At 64.7% G+C, this 15,907-nt stretch carries 18 protein-coding genes and 1 pseudogene; 8 read left to right on the forward strand and 11 right to left on the reverse strand.

From position 1 onward, the window contains the following. Positions 1 to 4 precede the first annotated feature (4 nt). Complete coding sequence (locus tag J2R76_RS09645) at positions 5 to 748, reverse strand: ABC transporter ATP-binding protein (protein WP_076831885.1); 744 nt, start codon at positions 746 to 748, stop codon at positions 5 to 7. Beyond that, positions 741 to 1,496 (reverse strand): ABC transporter ATP-binding protein, encoded by a 756-nt coding sequence (locus J2R76_RS09650; RefSeq protein ID WP_016839877.1) that lies wholly within the window; start codon positions 1,494 to 1,496, stop codon positions 741 to 743. Before J2R76_RS09650 ends, J2R76_RS09645 begins: the two co-directional genes overlap by 8 nt. A 339-nt stretch (positions 1,497 to 1,835) precedes the next feature. On the opposite strand from J2R76_RS09650, the gene J2R76_RS09655 reads away from it, so the two are divergent. Together J2R76_RS09655 and J2R76_RS09660 are read left to right on the forward strand one after the other, a co-directional pair. Further along, positions 1,836 to 1,991: a hypothetical protein gene (locus J2R76_RS09655; protein ID WP_158074228.1), complete on the forward strand. Its 156-nt coding sequence runs from the start codon at positions 1,836 to 1,838 to the stop codon at positions 1,989 to 1,991. A gap of 3 nt (positions 1,992 to 1,994) precedes the next feature. Beyond that, positions 1,995 to 2,612: a hypothetical protein gene (locus tag J2R76_RS09660; RefSeq protein WP_076831882.1), complete on the forward strand. Its 618-nt coding sequence runs from the start codon at positions 1,995 to 1,997 to the stop codon at positions 2,610 to 2,612. Positions 2,613 to 2,657: 45 nt separating this feature from the next. On the opposite strand, the gene J2R76_RS09665 is transcribed toward J2R76_RS09660, so the two are convergent. From J2R76_RS09665 to J2R76_RS09675, 3 genes are all read right to left on the reverse strand, one after another. After that, the gene (locus tag J2R76_RS09665) at positions 2,658 to 3,026 is read right to left on the reverse strand and encodes an ArsC family reductase (RefSeq protein ID WP_085967190.1); all 369 of its coding nucleotides are present in this window, start codon (positions 3,024 to 3,026) and stop codon (positions 2,658 to 2,660) included. Between the two features lie 98 nt (positions 3,027 to 3,124). Continuing rightward, complete coding sequence (locus J2R76_RS09670; RefSeq protein ID WP_076831881.1) at positions 3,125 to 3,634, reverse strand: cytochrome P460 family protein; 510 nt, start codon at positions 3,632 to 3,634, stop codon at positions 3,125 to 3,127. A 20-nt stretch (positions 3,635 to 3,654) separates the two neighbouring features. Then, positions 3,655 to 4,695 carry an alpha/beta fold hydrolase gene (locus J2R76_RS09675; RefSeq protein ID WP_076831878.1) on the reverse strand — a complete coding sequence of 347 codons (1,041 nt, stop codon included), beginning with the start codon at positions 4,693 to 4,695 and terminating at the stop codon, positions 3,655 to 3,657. A gap of 164 nt (positions 4,696 to 4,859) precedes the next feature. Between J2R76_RS09675 and J2R76_RS09680 the strand changes: the two genes are divergently transcribed. Further along, positions 4,860 to 6,413 carry a winged helix-turn-helix domain-containing tetratricopeptide repeat protein gene (locus tag J2R76_RS09680; protein WP_076831875.1) on the forward strand — a complete coding sequence of 518 codons (1,554 nt, stop codon included), beginning with the start codon at positions 4,860 to 4,862 and terminating at the stop codon, positions 6,411 to 6,413. Between the two features lie 36 nt (positions 6,414 to 6,449). On the opposite strand, the gene J2R76_RS09685 is transcribed toward J2R76_RS09680, so the two are convergent. Next, positions 6,450 to 7,214 (reverse strand): SDR family NAD(P)-dependent oxidoreductase, encoded by a 765-nt coding sequence (locus tag J2R76_RS09685; RefSeq protein WP_076831872.1) that lies wholly within the window; start codon positions 7,212 to 7,214, stop codon positions 6,450 to 6,452. A gap of 156 nt (positions 7,215 to 7,370) precedes the next feature. Between J2R76_RS09685 and J2R76_RS09690 the strand changes: the two are divergent. Next, positions 7,371 to 8,114: pseudogene (locus tag J2R76_RS09690) on the forward strand (LysR substrate-binding domain-containing protein); the annotation flags it as partial. Between the two features lie 156 nt (positions 8,115 to 8,270). On the opposite strand, the gene J2R76_RS09695 reads toward J2R76_RS09690, so the two are convergent. Further along, positions 8,271 to 8,912 carry a glutathione S-transferase family protein gene (locus J2R76_RS09695; RefSeq protein ID WP_076831869.1) on the reverse strand — a complete coding sequence of 214 codons (642 nt, stop codon included), beginning with the start codon at positions 8,910 to 8,912 and terminating at the stop codon, positions 8,271 to 8,273. A gap of 411 nt (positions 8,913 to 9,323) precedes the next feature. After that, positions 9,324 to 10,652 carry a dicarboxylate/amino acid:cation symporter gene (locus tag J2R76_RS09700; protein ID WP_076831866.1) on the reverse strand — a complete coding sequence of 443 codons (1,329 nt, stop codon included), beginning with the start codon at positions 10,650 to 10,652 and terminating at the stop codon, positions 9,324 to 9,326. 140 nt (positions 10,653 to 10,792) lie between these two features. On the opposite strand from J2R76_RS09700, the gene J2R76_RS09705 reads away from it, so the two are divergent. Together J2R76_RS09705 and J2R76_RS09710 are read left to right on the forward strand one after the other, a co-directional pair. Then, positions 10,793 to 10,951, forward strand: coding sequence for a DUF5993 family protein (locus J2R76_RS09705; protein WP_194295400.1), 159 nt, complete (start codon positions 10,793 to 10,795; stop codon positions 10,949 to 10,951). Positions 10,952 to 10,959: 8 nt separating this feature from the next. Continuing rightward, the gene (locus tag J2R76_RS09710) at positions 10,960 to 11,505 is read left to right on the forward strand and encodes a disulfide bond formation protein B (protein WP_076831863.1); all 546 of its coding nucleotides are present in this window, start codon (positions 10,960 to 10,962) and stop codon (positions 11,503 to 11,505) included. 5 nt (positions 11,506 to 11,510) lie between these two features. Here the strand turns inward: J2R76_RS09710 and J2R76_RS09715 are convergent, their stop codons facing one another. Further along, a complete protein-coding gene (locus J2R76_RS09715) occupies positions 11,511 to 12,215 on the reverse strand; it encodes a glutathione S-transferase family protein (protein WP_253623933.1) in 705 nt (234 codons plus the stop codon). A gap of 79 nt (positions 12,216 to 12,294) precedes the next feature. Here J2R76_RS09715 and J2R76_RS09720 point away from each other — a divergent pair, with 79 nt between their 5' ends. Further along, a complete protein-coding gene (locus J2R76_RS09720; RefSeq protein ID WP_076831857.1) occupies positions 12,295 to 13,164 on the forward strand; it encodes an SDR family oxidoreductase in 870 nt (289 codons plus the stop codon). Positions 13,165 to 13,196: 32 nt separating this feature from the next. Here J2R76_RS09720 and J2R76_RS09725 read toward each other — a convergent pair whose 3' ends face one another. Together J2R76_RS09725 and J2R76_RS09730 are read right to left on the reverse strand one after the other, a co-directional pair. Next, positions 13,197 to 13,541: a Lin0512 family protein gene (locus tag J2R76_RS09725; RefSeq protein WP_076831854.1), complete on the reverse strand. Its 345-nt coding sequence runs from the start codon at positions 13,539 to 13,541 to the stop codon at positions 13,197 to 13,199. 62 nt (positions 13,542 to 13,603) lie between these two features. Further along, positions 13,604 to 14,827: an MFS transporter gene (locus J2R76_RS09730; protein ID WP_076831852.1), complete on the reverse strand. Its 1,224-nt coding sequence runs from the start codon at positions 14,825 to 14,827 to the stop codon at positions 13,604 to 13,606. A gap of 97 nt (positions 14,828 to 14,924) precedes the next feature. Here J2R76_RS09730 and J2R76_RS09735 point away from each other — a divergent pair, with 97 nt between their 5' ends. Continuing rightward, positions 14,925 to 15,866: a LysR family transcriptional regulator gene (locus J2R76_RS09735; RefSeq protein WP_076831849.1), complete on the forward strand. Its 942-nt coding sequence runs from the start codon at positions 14,925 to 14,927 to the stop codon at positions 15,864 to 15,866. Positions 15,867 to 15,907 lie beyond the last annotated feature (41 nt).

The raw sequence follows: 15,907 nt of genomic DNA on the forward strand, positions 1-15,907 counted from the left end.
GATATCAGACACCGAGATAGGTATGGAGCTTGTCCATGTTGGCCGACAGCTCGGAATTCGCGAAGCCGTCGATCACCTTGCCGTGCTCGACAATGTAATAGCGGTCCGCAACGGTCGAGGCGAAACGGAAATTCTGCTCGACCAACAGGATCGTGAATCCCTGCGACTTCAGGCGCGCAATGGTGTGCCCGATCTGCTGGATGATGACCGGCGCCAACCCTTCGGTCGGCTCGTCCAGCATCAGGAAGCGCGCGCCGGTGCGCAGGATGCGCGCAATCGCCAGCATCTGCTGCTCGCCGCCCGAGAGCTTGGTGCCCTGGCTGGTGAGGCGCTCCTTCAGGTTGGGAAACAGCGTGAAGATCTGGTCGAGCGGCAGGCCGCCCGGGCGCACCACCGGCGGCAGCAGCAGGTTCTCGCGCACGTCGAGGCTGGCGAAAATGCCGCGCTCCTCGGGACAGAATGCGATGCCGAGCCGCGCGATTTTGTCCGAGGTGGCGCGGATGATTTCCTGATTGTCGAAGCGGATCGAGCCGGAGCGCTTGTTGATGACGCCCATCACCGACTTCAACGTGGTGGTCTTGCCGGCGCCGTTGCGGCCGAGCAGCGTCACCACCTCGCCGGCCTTCACGTTGAAATTGATGCCGTGAAGGATGTGGGATTCGCCGTACCAGGCCTGCAGATCCTTGACCGTCAGCACGTCGGCGCCGGCCGCAGCGACGGGCTTCTCCGCCAGTTTTGCCTCAGCCATGACCCGCTCCCAGATAGGCTTCCTTCACGCGCTCGTCCTTGGAGAGGTCGGCGTAGTTGCCCTCCGCCAGCACCTGCCCGCGCGTCAGCACCGTGATGATGTCGGAGAGGTTGGCCACCACCGAGAGGTTATGTTCGACCATCAGGATGGTGTATTTCGCGGAGATCCGCTTGATCAGCGCCGCGATCTTGTCGATGTCCTCGTGGCCCATGCCGGCCATCGGCTCGTCGAGCAGCATCATCTCGGGGTCGAGCGCGAGCGTCGTTGCAATTTCAAGTGCGCGCTTGCGGCCGTACGGCATCTCCACCGCCGGCGTGTTGGCGAATTCGCTCAAGCCGACGTCGTTCAGGAGCTCGTGGGCGCGCGGATTGAAGCGGTCGAGCACGCTTTTCGAGCGCCAGAAATCGAACGACGAACCGTGCTGCCGCTGCAGCGCCACGCGAACGTTCTCGAGCGCGGTCAGATGCGGAAATACCGCCGAAATCTGAAACGAACGGACCAGCCCGAGGCGCGCCACGTCGGCCGGCGGCATCGCGGTGATGTCGTGGCCCTTGTAGCGAATCTGGCCTGCCGACGGCTTCAGGAATTTGGTCAGCAGATTGAAACAGGTCGTCTTGCCGGCGCCGTTCGGCCCGATCAACGCATGGATACTGCCCCGACGCACTTTCAACGCGACGTCGCGAACGGCGAAGAAACCCGCGAATTCCTTGGTCAATCCGCTGGTTTCGAGGATGAACTCATCGGCCAAATAGATTCCCCCATACGCCATCGCTGCGAAGCCCCTCGCCCGCGTGGCCAGCTTTTTTCGTGTCCGACAGGCGTCCGATCCGTCTTGGAAACCGTCCGGGGCCCGTCGCCTCCGGGCCGGAATATGCCGTCATCTGCGGCAGTTACGCAAGGTGGAAAGCTGTGCAGTGCGGCATCAGCGTGACCGGTTCCGGTTGATCCTTAGTCGAATGGCATTTCGGTGCGCTTTGCGCCTCGGGAAAGCGGTCGTTAACGGTGTTTTGCTCCGGACTCCCACTTTCATAGAATATTTGCGCCTCTCGCCGAAGCTCCGGCCATTGCATGATGAACGGCTAGAGCCTTGCATTTCAAGCGCGCCAATTCTTCGGTCGTCAAATCGATCCCGCAACGTGATTTCCTCGGCACGTGGCTGCGACTTTATGCCCGCAGCCAAACCATCCCGCAGATCGATGAACTTGTCTTTGGCCGCATCCCCTTTGTGCCTGAGTTCGGCTAGCCGATGCAATTCCGAAGCGCCGATCCATCGGTGGTCAAATCGATCACGCAGCGTGTGCTGCTGAACGCCTGGCTGCGCGCGCTGCGCATGCCGGACGCGCTTCCCCTGCTGTGCGACTTCCACACCGAGGGCACCGCCGACGAGCGCGCCGACATGATGGGCTTTGACGTGGTCGGCAGTGGCGAGGCCGCCCGTTTCCTGATCACGCAGGAAGGCGCGAGGCTGACGACGGCCTATGGCAACGAGCACGTCGAGCCGCGGCTGCGCACCAACCGCTATCTCGATGACGCGATCGGCCCCGAGCGCTATGCCGGCGTGATCCTGTCCTATCGTGCTTGCCTCGCGCGCAAGCGTCCGACCTATACGGTTGCGGAGGTCACGGACGCCGACGGCAAGGACGTGTCCTATGAGCGGCTGCTGCTGCCGTTCGGACGCGGCGACAGCGTCGAGCACATCATCGGCTCCTACAAGGCGATCAGCATCGACGGCGGCTTCCGGCTGCACAATCTGATGGGCGTGGCTGCGAAGTCGGCCCCGGTGGTCACGGAGCGGGCCGTGATCGACCGCAGGTTCGTGCCCACAGATGGTCCGGCGAGCCATGAATCAGTCGAGCTGATCTAGACTCGTCACTTCTCGCGAAGCGGTCGCGGCATCGCTGGAAGCGCCTTAGCCCTTCTTGCGCGCCTTCGCCGGCACTTCCTTGGCGTAGATGTCCGGCTTGAAGCCGACCACGCGCTTGCCCCCGAGATCGAGCACCGGGCGCTTGATCATCGAGGGCTGCTCGGCCATCAGCGCCAGCGCCTTGCGCTCGTTCAGGCCTTCCTTGTCGGCATCGGGCAGCTTCTTGAAGGTGGTGCCGGCGCGATTGAGCAGTGTCTCCCAGCCGACCTCGTCGCTCCACTGCTTGAGCTTATCCTTGGCGATCCCGGCGGTCTTGTAGTCGTGGAAGTCGTAGGCGACGCCGTGATCGTCGAGCCAGGCCCGCGCCTTCTTCATGGTGTCGCAGTTCTTGATGCCGTAGATGGTGATGGTCAATGCCGTTCCCCGCATGCGATTGCGGCGGGAAATTAGCCTCGCGGCAATCCCGGCGCCAGATCGGAGCCATCAGGTCTCCACACCGATATTGCCGGCATTCAATGCGCATAGTGCGTGAAGACGAAATCGTGATCGCTGGCATGGGCCTCGTGGCAGGCGAAACAGGTCTCGTGCTGAGCGGCATCGACCGGCTTGCCGTCGACGAAGCGGCCGAACCCCCAGCCTCCGGTCGATGCATATTTGGCCGCGTCCTTGACCATGACCTGGACCGTGGTCGCCGGCCCCGCGATGAAGGCGCCGTTGAGGCCATCAACGGGCTTACGCTTCCAGGCCAGCTTGACCAGCACGGTGCCGTCGGGGAAACGCGCGGCGCCGTCCTGATAGGCCTTCACGGCGGTCGCGTTGCCGAGCACGCTGCGCAGTTCGTCGAGCCCGGTCTCCTCGCCGACCGCGATCAGCTTCCAGTCGCGATAGCCGTCGGGGATTTTCACGCCGAAGATCGGCGATGCCAGTGCGGCGTCATCGGCATGTCCGACGGCAAACGGCAATGACGCGCTGATGCAGGCTGCCGCGATCGCGGCAGCTGCCCATTTCAAAACCTGTCTCATGATCCTCGATCCGCTCCGTCTCAGACCTTGCTGACGTCGATGATGGCCTGGACGAAGGCCTGCGGCGCCTCCTGCGGCAGATTGTGGCCGATGCCGCCGGTCAGGAGCCGATGTTCGTAATGGCCGGAGAACTTCTTGGCATAGGCCGCGGGCTCCGGATGCGGCGCGCCGTTGGCATCGCCCTCCATCGTAATGGTCGGGATCGCGATCACGGGCGCCTGGGCGAGCGTCTTCTCGAACGCGTCGTACTTCGCCTCGCCCTCGGCGAGACCAAGCCGCCAGCGGTAATTGTGGATCACGATATCGACGTGATCAGGATTCTCGAAGGCGGCCGCGCTGCGGTCGTAGGTGGCGTCGTCGAACTTCCACTGCGGCGACGCCAGCTGCCAGATCAGCTTGTTGAAATCGTGCCGGTTCTTGGCATAGCCCTCGCGGCCGCGCTCGGTCGCGAAATAGAACTGGTACCACCATTGCAGCTCGGCCTTCGGCGGCAGCGGCATCTTGCCGGCCGCTTGGCTGCCGATCAGATAGCCGCTCACCGAGACCATGGCTTTACAGCGCTCGGGCCAGAGCACCGCCATGATGTTGGCGGTGCGCGCGCCCCAATCATAGCCGCCGAGCACGGCCTTCTCGATCTTCAACGCGTCCATCAGCGCGATGATGTCGGCTGAGACCGCGACCGGCTGGCCGCTGCGCATGGTGTCGCTGGAGAGGAAGCGCGTGGTGCCATAGCCGCGCAGATGCGGCACGATCACGCGGTAGCCGGCCTCGGCCAGCGCCGGCGCGACGTCGGCATAGCTGTGGATGTCGTAGGGCCAGCCGTGCAGCAGGATCATCGCGGGACCGGACGCAGGACCCATCTCGACATAGCCGGTATCAAGCACGCCGGCATTGATCTGCTTGACCGGACCGATCGTGGTGTGGGCGCCGGCCTTGATCGCAGGCAGCGCCGGCTTGGACTGAGCCTGAGCGGAACCGACGAACCCGAACCGGGAAGCGGCAAGGATCCCGCCGGCGATGCCAAGGAAGCGGCGGCGCTGCTGATTGATGGACTGCGACATGGCGATCTCCTTAAGTCTGGTGTCGGGATTGAATATTGCAGAGACCGCCCCCGTCCGCTTTCAGAGGACGTGGATTTGTCCTTCAGGGCGTCGTGATTTTGGCTCCACCCAGCCTGTGCTAGGTTCCGCCACGAACTCAGCCGCCGGCCGCCGGACTCTTCGATTTGACTTACCATTTCAACGACTTGACCCTCGATTCCGAGCGCCGTGAGCTGCGCCGCGGCGATGCTCTGGTGGCCGTCGAGCCGCAGGTCTTCGACCTCATCGAGTTCCTGATCCGCGCCCGCGATCGGGTGGTCAGCCGCGACGAGGTGCTGGCCGCCGTCTGGCACGGCCGGATCGTCTCGGAAGCGACGCTGAGCAGCCGGATCAACGCCGCGCGGACGGCGATCGGCGACAATGGCGAGGAGCAGCGGCTGATCCGCACTCTGCCCCGCAAGGGTCTCCGCTTTGTCGGCGATGTCAGGGAGGACACCGCGCACGATCGTCCGGTTGCAGACAATGCCAGCCCGCCGCGGCCGAGCGAGGGCCCGTCGATCGCGGTGCTGCCCTTCACCAATATGAGCGGCGATCCCGAACAGGATTATTTCGCCGATGGGATCGCCGAGGACATCACCACCGCGCTCGCGCGTTGCAGCCGCCTCACCGTGATCGCGCGCAACTCCGCCTTCACCTACAAAGGCAAGGCGGTCGACATCCGCCAGGTCGGCCGCGATCTCGGCGTCGGCTATGTGCTCGAAGGCAGCGTCCGCCGCGGCGGCGATCGGCTGCGGATCACCGGGCAGCTGATCGACGCCGTCTCCGGCGCGCATCTGTGGGCCGACCGGTTCGATGGCGCCGCTACCGACGTGTTCGACCTGCAGGACCGCATCACCGAGAACGTGGTCGGCGCGATCGAGCCGACCCTGCTCGTCGCGGAAGCCGAACGGCTGCGGGCAGCGCCGCCCGACAGGCTCGACGCCTACGACCTGCTGCTGCGCGCCTACAGCCTGCGTTACGAGTTCACGCCCGAGAGCATGGAAGCGGCGCTCGATTGCCTCGACCAGGCGCTGGCGCTCGACCCCGCCTACGCGCCCGCACTGGCGGCCTCGGCCTATTGTCATGCGATGCGCCATGTCCAGGGTTGGCTGAAGCCGAACGATGCCTACCGGGAACGCGCGGTCGCGCAGGCCTGGCGCGCGGTCGAGCTGGCGCCCGGTGACCCGCAGGTGTTGTGGATGGCGGCATTCGCGATCTGGAACATGGCCGACGAGATCGAGCCCGCGCGCGACTTGTTCGAGCGTTCGCTTGCGATCAATCCGAACTCGGCGATGGCGCTGGTGCTCGGCGGCTGGATCGAGGCGATGCGCGGTAATCAGAAAGCCGGCCGCGCCATGATCGAGCGCGCGCAACGGCTGAACCCGCGCGACCCGCGCGGCTGGTTCGCCGCCGCGGCGCTCGCGATCTGCGCGGTGCTCGACCGGAATTTTGCCGAGGCGGTAATGTGGGCCGACAAGGCGCTGGCGCAGAACCGCCGCTTCGCGGTGGCGCTGCGCGTCCTGATCGTGGCGCTGGTCAGGACCGGCGACACCGCACGCGCGGCCCAGATCGCGCGCGAATTGCTCAAGGTCGACCCGGAGTTTTCGATTTCCGGCTTCCTGTCGCGGATTCCCTTTCCGGTGGAAGCGATGTCCGCGACCTATCGCGAGACGCTGAAGGCGGCCGGCGTCCCGGACTGATGCTGCTCTGGCGGCGCGACGTCATTCACCCGCTGGTCAGGCCAAAATACCTCCATCGACCACCAAGGCATGGCCGACCACAAAGCTTGCCGCCGAACCGCATAACCATAGAACAGCGGCAGCGATTTCTTCAGGTTCACCAAGGCGTCCGATCGGTTCGGCTGCTACGAACGCCTTGACGATCTCTGGATCGTTGTTCCTTGTTACCCGCTTCGCCGTCGGAGTATTGCCGATGATGCCCGGGCATACTGCGTTGATACCGATGCCCTTCCCGGCATAATCGAGTGCGGAGGCGCGGGTGAGACCTATCACCCCGAATTTGCTGGCGGAATAGGCGGCGCGCCCTTTGGAGCCCCTCATCCCGCCGATCGACGAGCAGTTGACGATTGCGCCGCTTCCTTGTGCGGTCATGTGGCGAAGCTCCGCCTTCATGCAGTTCCACACACCGCGCAGATTGACATCGATGATGTTGTCAAACTCGGCATCTTCCGTTTCAACCAATGGCGCAGCATCGCAGTTGATGCCCGCATTGTTGAAAGCTGCATCGAGCTTCCCGTAAGTCTCGATCGCCTGCTCGATCATTGCGTTCACCTGGCCCCGATCCGTTACATCGCAGCCGACGGCAAGGACGTCATGACCCGCGGATCGCAGTTCAGCAGCGGCAGTTTCGAGCAACGCTGTGTTGCTGTCTGCAACGACCACGGACGCGCCTGCAACACCAAATGCCCTGGCTGTCGCCAGACCAATGCCACCAGCGGCGCCGGTAACAAGCGCAACCTTTCCTTCGAAGCTCTCTACCATTGCTGACCTTTCAAAATGCTGGATCTCGTCGAATAGGCGGCGCTGCTCAGAGTGACGGAATTGGCTTACTCAGCTTGCTCAGTGTCATCACACGCGCATGCGGGTGATCCAGTATTCCAGAGACGCCGATTGTTGAGCCGAGAGGCCGCGGCGTACAACCGCACCACGCGAAGCGTTGCGCCGACTCCGGCGGGAGAGCGCCTGCTCCGAAGCGTCGGGCCGAAATTTGAGGAAATGGACGCCGAGCTGTCGGCCCTTGGCGAGTCGCGGGAGAAACCGGCCGGCAACATCCGGATCACGGCGACCGAACACGCCGCCGAAGCGATCCTGCTGCCCGCCCTGGCGAAGATCCTGCCGAATTACCCGGACATCAGTGTCGAAGTCATTGTCGACTACGGCCTCGCGAACATCGTTGCGCAGCGATACGACGCCGGTATCCGACCTGGCGAGCTGGTCGCCAAAGACATGATTGCCGTTCGCGTCGGACCGGATTTGCGGTCCGCGGTCGTGGGCGCTCCGTCATATTTTGCCAACCGAAAGAGGCCGCGCACCCCCCAGGATCTGACCAGCCACAACTGCCTGAACCTGCGCCTGCCGACCCATGGCGGGCTCTACGCTTGGGAATTCGAGAAGGACGGGCGCGCGCTCAACGTGCGGGTCGACGGCCAGCTCGTCTTCAACGGCGCAGGCCCGCTCCTGCAAGCGGCGTTGAACGGCTTTGGCCTCGCATACCTGATGGAGCGTAACGTGCAGCCCTACGTCTCCGACGGACGGCTCGTTCGGGTACTGTCGGATTGGTGTCCTCCATTTTCCGGATACCACCTGTACTACCCTAGCCGTCGTCAACCTTCACCGGCATTCTCGCTGCTGGTTGAAGCTCTTCGGTATCGAGGGAAGTAGGCGGCACTCCCGCTTGCGGCCGTTCGGCGATCTCGGGAGATGACCGCTTTTTCGCCGCTGTGGGGGTTGAGCGCACATCAGCGCCAGCCGCTAATGAGTACACAGCCCGGGCAGTGGACTTGTAAGCGTGGAGCCACAGCCGGCTTGAAGCGAGCACTACAATCCCGGTGATCTCGCCGCCCAAGCCTTGGTGGCCTGGCAGCTTTCCATCGCTCGCGTGTAGGCAGGGCGTGCCGTCGTGCGGGCGAGATAGTCCCGCTCGGTAGGACCGGGGACGTAGTTGCCGGTTCGCATGCCGAGTAGAAGGGCGTAGCTCACCGAGATATCGGCAGCGGTGAATCGGTCGCCGGCGAGATAGGGGCAATCCGCGAGGCGGCGGATAACCAACCCCAGCCGGCTCTCGAAGGTCTCGAATGCCCAGCAGGTAACCCGGGCATCTCGCTCGGCTTCGGGCGCCAGTTGGCGACCGACAATGACGGCGTTCATCGGCCCGGCGAGCCCGGCCTCGCCCAGATGGAGAAATTGCAGATAGGACGCGAAGGCGGGATCGTCCGGAGCGACGGCAAGCGAACCTGAGCCGTGCCGGGCGAGCAGGTACTCGAGAATCGCGATCGATTCGACCATGATCGTCTCGCCGTCCTGCAGTACCGGAATGAAGCCGGCAGGGTTGATGGCGAGGAAATCGCGATCATTCTCGACTGCGAACAGATCGACCGGGCGCAGCCGATAAGCCAACCCTAGTTCCTCGAGCAGCCAGACAACACGGAAGCCACGACCTTCGCCATAGACGGTGGGCATAGTTAAGCGTTCCTGGATTGGGCTGGATGGACGAACTCGCTGAGGTGAGCCAGTCCCGCCACGGACTATCGATGGAGCATCATGCACGCAAGGCTTGGCGCATAGTCGTCATCCTACAGTGCGGGCCCTTCCCACTTCATGGGTTCACGACCTGGGCTGCGGCCGCGAACGAGACGCGTTCCCCTCTCCCGCCTGCGACGCAGTCAGTTGCAGAGGCCCGCAGATGCCATATGCGACAGCCTTGGGACGAGCGGACACCTGCGCAATTTCGGAATATTAGAAGAGTATCCCTGAGTTGCCCGACATGTCAAGTTGCCTGCTCGAATACCGGCCGCCGCCGGCTGCTTTGCATGGGGTTGTTTTCGATATTTTGGCAGCGCCCATCCGACGGCCCCTTAACTTCATATTGCTCTAGCCTGAGCCGCCCGGCTCCAGCGCCTCGCCGAGCTCGAGCGGATGCGCCATCGTCTCGTGCAGCGCCTGCTTGTCGAGCTCGCCTTCCGACAGGCTGATCACGACGCAGGCGACGCCGTTGCCGATCAGGTTGGTGAGCGCGCGGCACTCGCTCATAAACTTGTCGATGCCGACCAGGATCGCGATCGACTGGATCGGAATATCGGGCACGATCGACAGCGTTGCGGCGAGCGTGATGAAGCCGGCGCCGGTGACGCCGGACGCGCCCTTCGAGGTGATCATGGCGATGCCCAAAATGCCGAGCTCCTGCCAGATCGTCAGATGCGTGTTGGTGGCCTGCGCCAGGAACAGCGTCGCCAGCGTCATGTAGATGTTGGTGCCGTCGAGATTGAAGCTGTAGCCGGTCGGCACCACGAGGCCGACCACCGAGCGCGAGGCGCCGAGATGCTCCATCTTCTGGATCATCTGCGGCAGCACCGTCTCCGACGACGACGTGCCGAGCACGATCAGGAGCTCGTCCTTGATATAGGCGATGAAGCGGATGATCGAGAAGCCGGCGAGCCGCGCGATGGCGCCCAGCACGATCAGCACGAACAGGATGCTGGTGAGGTAGAAGGTCGCGATCAGCGCTGCCAGATTCAGCAGCGAGCCGAGGCCGTAGGCGCCGACCGTGAAGGCCATCGCGCCGAATGCGCCGAGCGGCGCGACGCGGACGATGATCCGGATGATGCCGAAGAACATCTTGGCGGCCGTGTCGATCGCTGACGCAATCGGCTCGCCGACCTTGCCCATGAGAGCGATGGCGAAGCCCGAGAGAATCGAGATCAGCAGCACCTGCAACAGGTCGCCACGAGCGACCGCGCCGAGATAGCTGTCCGGAATGATCGCCATCAGATGGGCAACGATGCCCTGCTCTTTGGCCTGCGTGACGTAATTGGAGACCGATTTCGGATCGATCGTGGAAGGATCGATGTTGAAGCCGTGGCCGGGCTGTAGCAGCTCGCCGACCAGAAGACCGACCGCAAGCGCCACCGTCGACACCGCCTCGAAATAGATCAGGGTCTTCAACCCAACCCGGCCGACGCGCTTGAGGTCGCCCATCGAGGAGATGCCGTGCACCACGGTGCAGAAGATGACGGGCGCGATCATCATCTTGATCAGCGCGATGAAGCCGTCGCCCAGCGGCTTCAATTCCTTGCCGAGATTCGGATAGAAATATCCGATCAGGACACCTGCCACGATCGCGATCAGCACCTGGACGTAGAGGATCTTGTACCAGGGCTGATGACGGGGATGGGCAACGGGCTTGATGGCGGCTGTGGTCATGAGGTGCCCCGGCTGGGATGAATTCAACTGGTGATGCCATCTTGGCGGAGCCGCGCGCAACCGACAATGCCCATTCGCACCGTCGCGAGCGCACACGAATCTGTCATAGACTGCGGCCGGCTCGCATCGGGAGGCTGGGAATGGAATTCACGGCATTGTTTCTCGCCATCACCATCGCCCAGCTGGTGGCCTGGCGTGGCCCGCGTCCCGTCGCGATCGGTCTGTTCGCGGTGATCCTGATCGCCTGCGTCGCGACCTTGCTGCACCACGCCACCGACCGTCTCACTTTGTCGTTCTGAGGCCGGCCATGAACGACACGCAGGCCGTCACCCTCAATGCCGTCGCGCTCTATGGGCTGGCGCTGGTACTGGCCGCCGCCTTTGCCGCGCAGCTGCTGCTCCACGAGCTGCCCTGCCCGCTCTGTCTGTTGCAGCGCATCCTGTTCGCCGTGCTGGCGATCGGGCCGATCCTCAATATCCGCTTCGGGCCACGGCCGAGTCATTATGCGTTGTCGCTGCTGACGGCCGTCCTTGGCGCCACGGTCTCGGCCCGGCAGGTGCTGCTGCACATCCTCCCCGGCGACGCCGGTTACGGTTCGGCGCTGCTCGGCTATCGTTATTATACGTGGGCGCTGATCGGATTTGTCGTCGCGATCGTGCTGCTCGCGGCGATGCTGCTGTTCGACCGCCAGTTCGAGCACCGCGCGGCGCCGGGCAGCTCGCCCGGCAGGTTCGCGCAAGGTGCGGTGTGGCTGGTGGTCGGGCTGACGGCACTGAATGTGTTCTCCACCCTGCTCGAGTGCGGCTTTGCCGCCTGTGCCGACAATCCCATCGTCTATGAGCTGCTGAAGTAGGTTGCTTAGGGACGCTTCGGAATATTCAATCCGCGCTCCACCGCCGGCCGCTTGAGACCGCGCTCCAGCCAGGCCGCGACCTGCGTGAACTGGTCGAATTCGACGAGCTCGCGCGCGCCGTAGAAGCCGATCAGATTGCGCACCCAGCCGAGCATCGAGATGTCGGCGATGCTGTATTCGTCGTCCATGAACCACTGCCGTCCGGCGAGATGCGTCTCCATCACGCGGAGCAGGCGCTTCGACTCGGCGACGTAGCGCTGCAGCGGCCGCTTGTCCTCGTAATCCTTGCCGGCGAATTTGTGGAAGAAGCCGACCTGGCCGAACATCGGTCCGATGCCGCCCATCTGGAAATGCACCCACTGGATCGCATGATAGCGGCGCGCCGCGTCCGCCGGCAGCAGCTTGCCGGTCTTGTCGGCGAGATATTGCAGGATGGCGCCGGATTCGAACAATGGCAGCGGCTTGCCGCCGGGGCCGTTGGGATCGAGGATCGCCGGAATCTTGCCGTTCGGGTTCAGCGACAGGAACTCCGGCGTCTTCTGGTCATCCTTGTTGAAGTCGACGAGATGGACCTCGTAGGGCAGCCCGATCTCCTCGAGCATGATCGAGACCTTCACGCCGTTCGGCGTCGGCAGCGAATAGAGCTGCAGGCGGTCCGGATGCTGGGCGGGCCAGCGTTTGGTGATGGGAAAGGCAGACAAGTCGGTCATGTCGACATTCTTTTGCAGGGTTGTTGTTGGACGGCTAATGTACGGAGCTCAGTGAAAGCCGCAAGGTCTGCAACCGGCCATGAACGATCAACAGACGGGCGCAACGCTCGGCCTCTCCGACGACGAACTCGCAACGCACCCGACCGTGTTCGCGGCCGATGCGCTCGCCGGTCAGGTGGTCGTGGTGTCCGGCGGCGCCGGCGGCATCGGCCGCGCCATCGCATGGCTGTTCGCGCGGCTCGGCGCGCATGTCGTCGTCGCAGGCCGCAATGCCGGCAGGCTCGACGCACTGGTCGATCGTCTCGTCCATCGCGGGCTCAAGGCGTCCGCGCATGTCGCCGACATCAAGGATCCCGACGCGGTCGATGCAATGTTCGAGGCGCTGTGGACCGAGCACGGCCGTGTCGATCATCTCGTCAACAGTGCCGGCGGCCAGTTCCCGCAACCCGCGATCGACGTCTCGATCAAGGGCTGGAATGCGGTCATCAACACCAACCTCAACGGCACCTGGTACATGATGCAGGCCGCGGCGCAGCGCTGGCGCGACCGCAAGCATCCCGGCAGCATCGTCAATATCGTCGTGGTCACGACGCACGGCCTCTACGGCATTGCACACTCGATCGCGGCACGCTCCGGCGTGATCGGCCTGTCGCGCGCGCTCGCGGTCGAATGGGCGCCGCTGAACATCCGCATTAACTGCATCGCGCCCGGCGCGATCGAGACCGAGGGCTGGAACGTCTACAGCGAAGCGGCGCGCGCCGCCTACCCGCGCTCCAATCCGATGATGCGCCCGGGCACGCCCTGGGACATTGCGGAGGCCGCCGTCTACCTCGCCGCGCCCTCCGGCAAGTTCATCACCGGCGAGACGCTGACCGTCGACGGCGGCGGCCAGCATTGGGGCGAGACCTGGACGACCGGCAAGCCCGACTATTTCAGAGGCGGCGAATAGCGCACGCATGCCGGTCGCCCGACGCGCTTGCGTCACTTGCCGTCGTCGAAGCTGACGATGACGGCGGCGTTCGCGATCAGGATCGGGTCGTTGCCGAGATCGGACGGAATCTCGAGCCCGCCTGCGATCGCCTTCACGGTCTTGGTGCCATAAGGCAACTCCTTCGCGACCGCTTCGATATCGACATCTTCGGGATTCGGCACGGCGATCGTGACGTCGACGAACATGTCGTTGGCGGTCTTGCCGAGCATGCGGAAGAAGCCGAGGCTGGAATGACGGATGGCATCCGAGACGGCCCGCTTGGCGGCCTTGGTGGCGTCGCGGCCGTGGACGTCGACGCCCATGCCCATTTCGGTGATACAGCGCACGCGTGTCATGAAGGTTCCTGTTGTCGTTGGCGTGAGAGACCTTCACTCCTTCGGCTCCTGCGCGCGCGGCGTCAAGCCGGGTCCCTCGCCTCGCTTACGCTGTTGTGATCGCCGCGCGCCAGCATCCACGCCGCGAGACCGGCAAGGATCGCCGCGGCCACCACCATGACGCAGGCCGCACCCCAGCCCCATGCCGAGACCACGGCGCCGACCGCGATCGGACCGGTGACCTGGCCGAAATTGCTGCCCGTCATCAACAGGCCCATCATGACAGGCACCATCGCCGCCGATGGCGCCGCGGCGGGTGCGGTTGCAAGCAACGTCGCCGGGATCAGGCCGCCGATCGCGGAGAACAAAAGGCACAGCCAGAATGCGCCCCAGCCGCCGAGCACCGGCAGGAAGATTCCGAGCGCGGACGCGCCCATCACGAATGCCGCCACGGCGATCAGCAGGTTGCGGCTGACGCCGCGCGCAAGCAGATGACCGGCGGCGAGATTGCCGACGATGTTGCCGGCCGCGGCCAACGCACTGAGCCCGCCGGCGCCTTGGCTGGACACGCCGAGCCGCTCGGTCAGCAGGATCGGCAGGAAGCTGAACAGCGCAAAGAACATCAGGCTGTAGAGCGCAAACAGCACCATCAGGAGCGCCGGGGTGCGGCGCCGCGCCAGCGCTGTGGCTTCCTGCATCAGGCCGCTCCGCGCCGGGCCGGTCCGCGATGCAACTTCAGGCACAATGACGCCGGCGAGCACGAACAGCACGGCGACAAAGGCAGCACTGGCCCACCAGATCGTGCACCAGCCATCGAAGATCGGGCCGGCGACCAGCGCCAGCGCGATCCCGAACGGCATCACGCAGCTCCACACCGCCATGGTGACGTCGCGCGCGCTGACATCGACGACGCGATCGAGCAATGCAGGAGCCGCGACCATCACCAGCAGGAAGCCGAGCCCTTCCAGCAGGCGCGACGCCAATAGCACCGCTAGCTGTGGCGCGAGCGCGCCCGAGGCTGCCCCCAGCGTGATGGCCGCGAGCCCGCACAGCAGCACCTTGCGAGCACCAACCGCGGCAATCACCACGCCCGCCGGAACGCTGCCGACAAGCCCGAGGACCGCAAAGATGCCGGCGATCGTTCCGACCGCGGCAAGGTCGATGCCGAGGCTCTGTTGCAGCATCGAGGCGGCAATCGGAACCTTGCCGACCTGCAGCGCCGCGCCGATCCCGCAACCGATCACGATGGCGACCGTGGCCCATCGCTTCGCCTCGGTCTGCTGCATCACGGCCGTCTCGATCGTCATGCGTCCACTCCGCCCTGGGTCAGAGCACAGAGATAGCGTTTCCCGACCATCGACAGGAGTGATATGTTTTGCATCCGATTGATCGATTTCATAGATCATGCTCGACAACCTCACGCTCGATCAGATCCGCACCTTTGTCGCCATCGCCGAGCGCGGCAGCTTCCGCGCCGCCGCGGCCAAACTGGCGCGGGTGCAATCCGCGGTCAGCCATGCCATCGCCAACCTCGAGGCCGAACTCGGCCTGACGCTGTTCGACCGCTCCAGCCATCGCCCGGCGCTGACGGCCGAGGGCAAGGCACTGCTGGGCAACGCGCGCGACCTGCTGCTTCGTGTCGACGCGATGCGGGCGCGGGCACGCGGCCTGGGCGATGGCGTGGAATCGGAGCTGTCGCTGGTGGTCGATACGCTGTTTCCGATCGCCGCCGTCGGCGCGGCGCTGACGGAAATGCGGGCGGCCTATCCGTCCGTCAGCGTGCGGCTCGCGGTCGAACCGATGGGCGGTCCGATCGCTGGCTTGACCGAACGGCGCAGCACGCTCGCGGTCACGGTCGGCGAGGATTTTCGCGATCCCCGCCTCGCGCTCGATGCGATCTGCGCGGTGCAGATCGTCGCCGTCGCCTCCGCCGGCCATCCACTCGGCCGCCCCGGCCGCAAGAGCGTGGCTGATCTCGCCGATCATCTGCAGATCGTGCTGTCGGATCCGACCCCGCTGTCGGAGGGCCGCAGCTTCGGCGTGCTCTCGCCGCAGATCTGCCGGGTGAGCAATCAGGATACCAAGCACGCCATGATCCTGGCCGGGCTCGGCTGGGGCCGGCTGCCGCTCTGGCAGGTGGCGCGCGACCTGAAGGAGCGCCGCCTGGTGCGGGTCGAAACCGGCGCGCTCGGCCGCAACGCCGCGCTCGCGATGGAGGCCTATCTCGCCCACCGGCTCGATGAACCGCTGGGACCTGCGGCACGTGCATTTGCCGATGCATTGACGCGGATCGCTGCGGGGACGCATGCGCCGAAGATCAGGGCGAAGACGGCGAAGAAACACTGAGCCGCAGCGATCGCTCGCCGGCCCTGTGGCGGCCGACCGCA

This window comes from Bradyrhizobium sp. USDA 4532, from assembly GCF_024171315.1.
In the GTDB taxonomy this organism is placed as follows: domain Bacteria; phylum Pseudomonadota; class Alphaproteobacteria; order Rhizobiales; family Xanthobacteraceae; genus Bradyrhizobium; species Bradyrhizobium australafricanum.

Excerpts from the sequence above, each read along its gene's own strand:
- J2R76_RS09670 (WP_076831881.1), bottom strand. The coding sequence starts at position 3,634 with ATGAGACAGGTTTTGAAATGGGCAGCTGCCGCGATCGCGGCAGCCTGC.
- J2R76_RS09695 (WP_076831869.1), bottom strand. The coding sequence starts at position 8,912 with ATGCCCACCGTCTATGGCGAAGGTCGTGGCTTCCGTGTTGTCTGGCTG.
- J2R76_RS09710 (WP_076831863.1), top strand. The coding sequence starts at position 10,960 with ATGAACGACACGCAGGCCGTCACCCTCAATGCCGTCGCGCTCTATGGG.
- J2R76_RS09675 (WP_076831878.1), bottom strand. The coding sequence starts at position 4,695 with ATGTCGCAGTCCATCAATCAGCAGCGCCGCCGCTTCCTTGGCATCGCC.
- J2R76_RS09715 (WP_253623933.1), bottom strand. The coding sequence starts at position 12,215 with ATGACCGACTTGTCTGCCTTTCCCATCACCAAACGCTGGCCCGCCCAG.
- J2R76_RS09730 (WP_076831852.1), bottom strand. The coding sequence starts at position 14,827 with ATGACGATCGAGACGGCCGTGATGCAGCAGACCGAGGCGAAGCGATGG.
- J2R76_RS09705 (WP_194295400.1), top strand. The coding sequence starts at position 10,793 with ATGGAATTCACGGCATTGTTTCTCGCCATCACCATCGCCCAGCTGGTG.
- J2R76_RS09720 (WP_076831857.1), top strand. The coding sequence starts at position 12,295 with ATGAACGATCAACAGACGGGCGCAACGCTCGGCCTCTCCGACGACGAA.
- J2R76_RS09685 (WP_076831872.1), bottom strand. The coding sequence starts at position 7,214 with ATGGTAGAGAGCTTCGAAGGAAAGGTTGCGCTTGTTACCGGCGCCGCT.
- J2R76_RS09645 (WP_076831885.1), bottom strand. The coding sequence starts at position 748 with ATGGCTGAGGCAAAACTGGCGGAGAAGCCCGTCGCTGCGGCCGGCGCC.
- J2R76_RS09700 (WP_076831866.1), bottom strand. The coding sequence starts at position 10,652 with ATGACCACAGCCGCCATCAAGCCCGTTGCCCATCCCCGTCATCAGCCC.
- J2R76_RS09725 (WP_076831854.1), bottom strand. The coding sequence starts at position 13,541 with ATGACACGCGTGCGCTGTATCACCGAAATGGGCATGGGCGTCGACGTC.
- J2R76_RS09735 (WP_076831849.1), top strand. The coding sequence starts at position 14,925 with ATGCTCGACAACCTCACGCTCGATCAGATCCGCACCTTTGTCGCCATC.
- J2R76_RS09660 (WP_076831882.1), top strand. The coding sequence starts at position 1,995 with ATGCAATTCCGAAGCGCCGATCCATCGGTGGTCAAATCGATCACGCAG.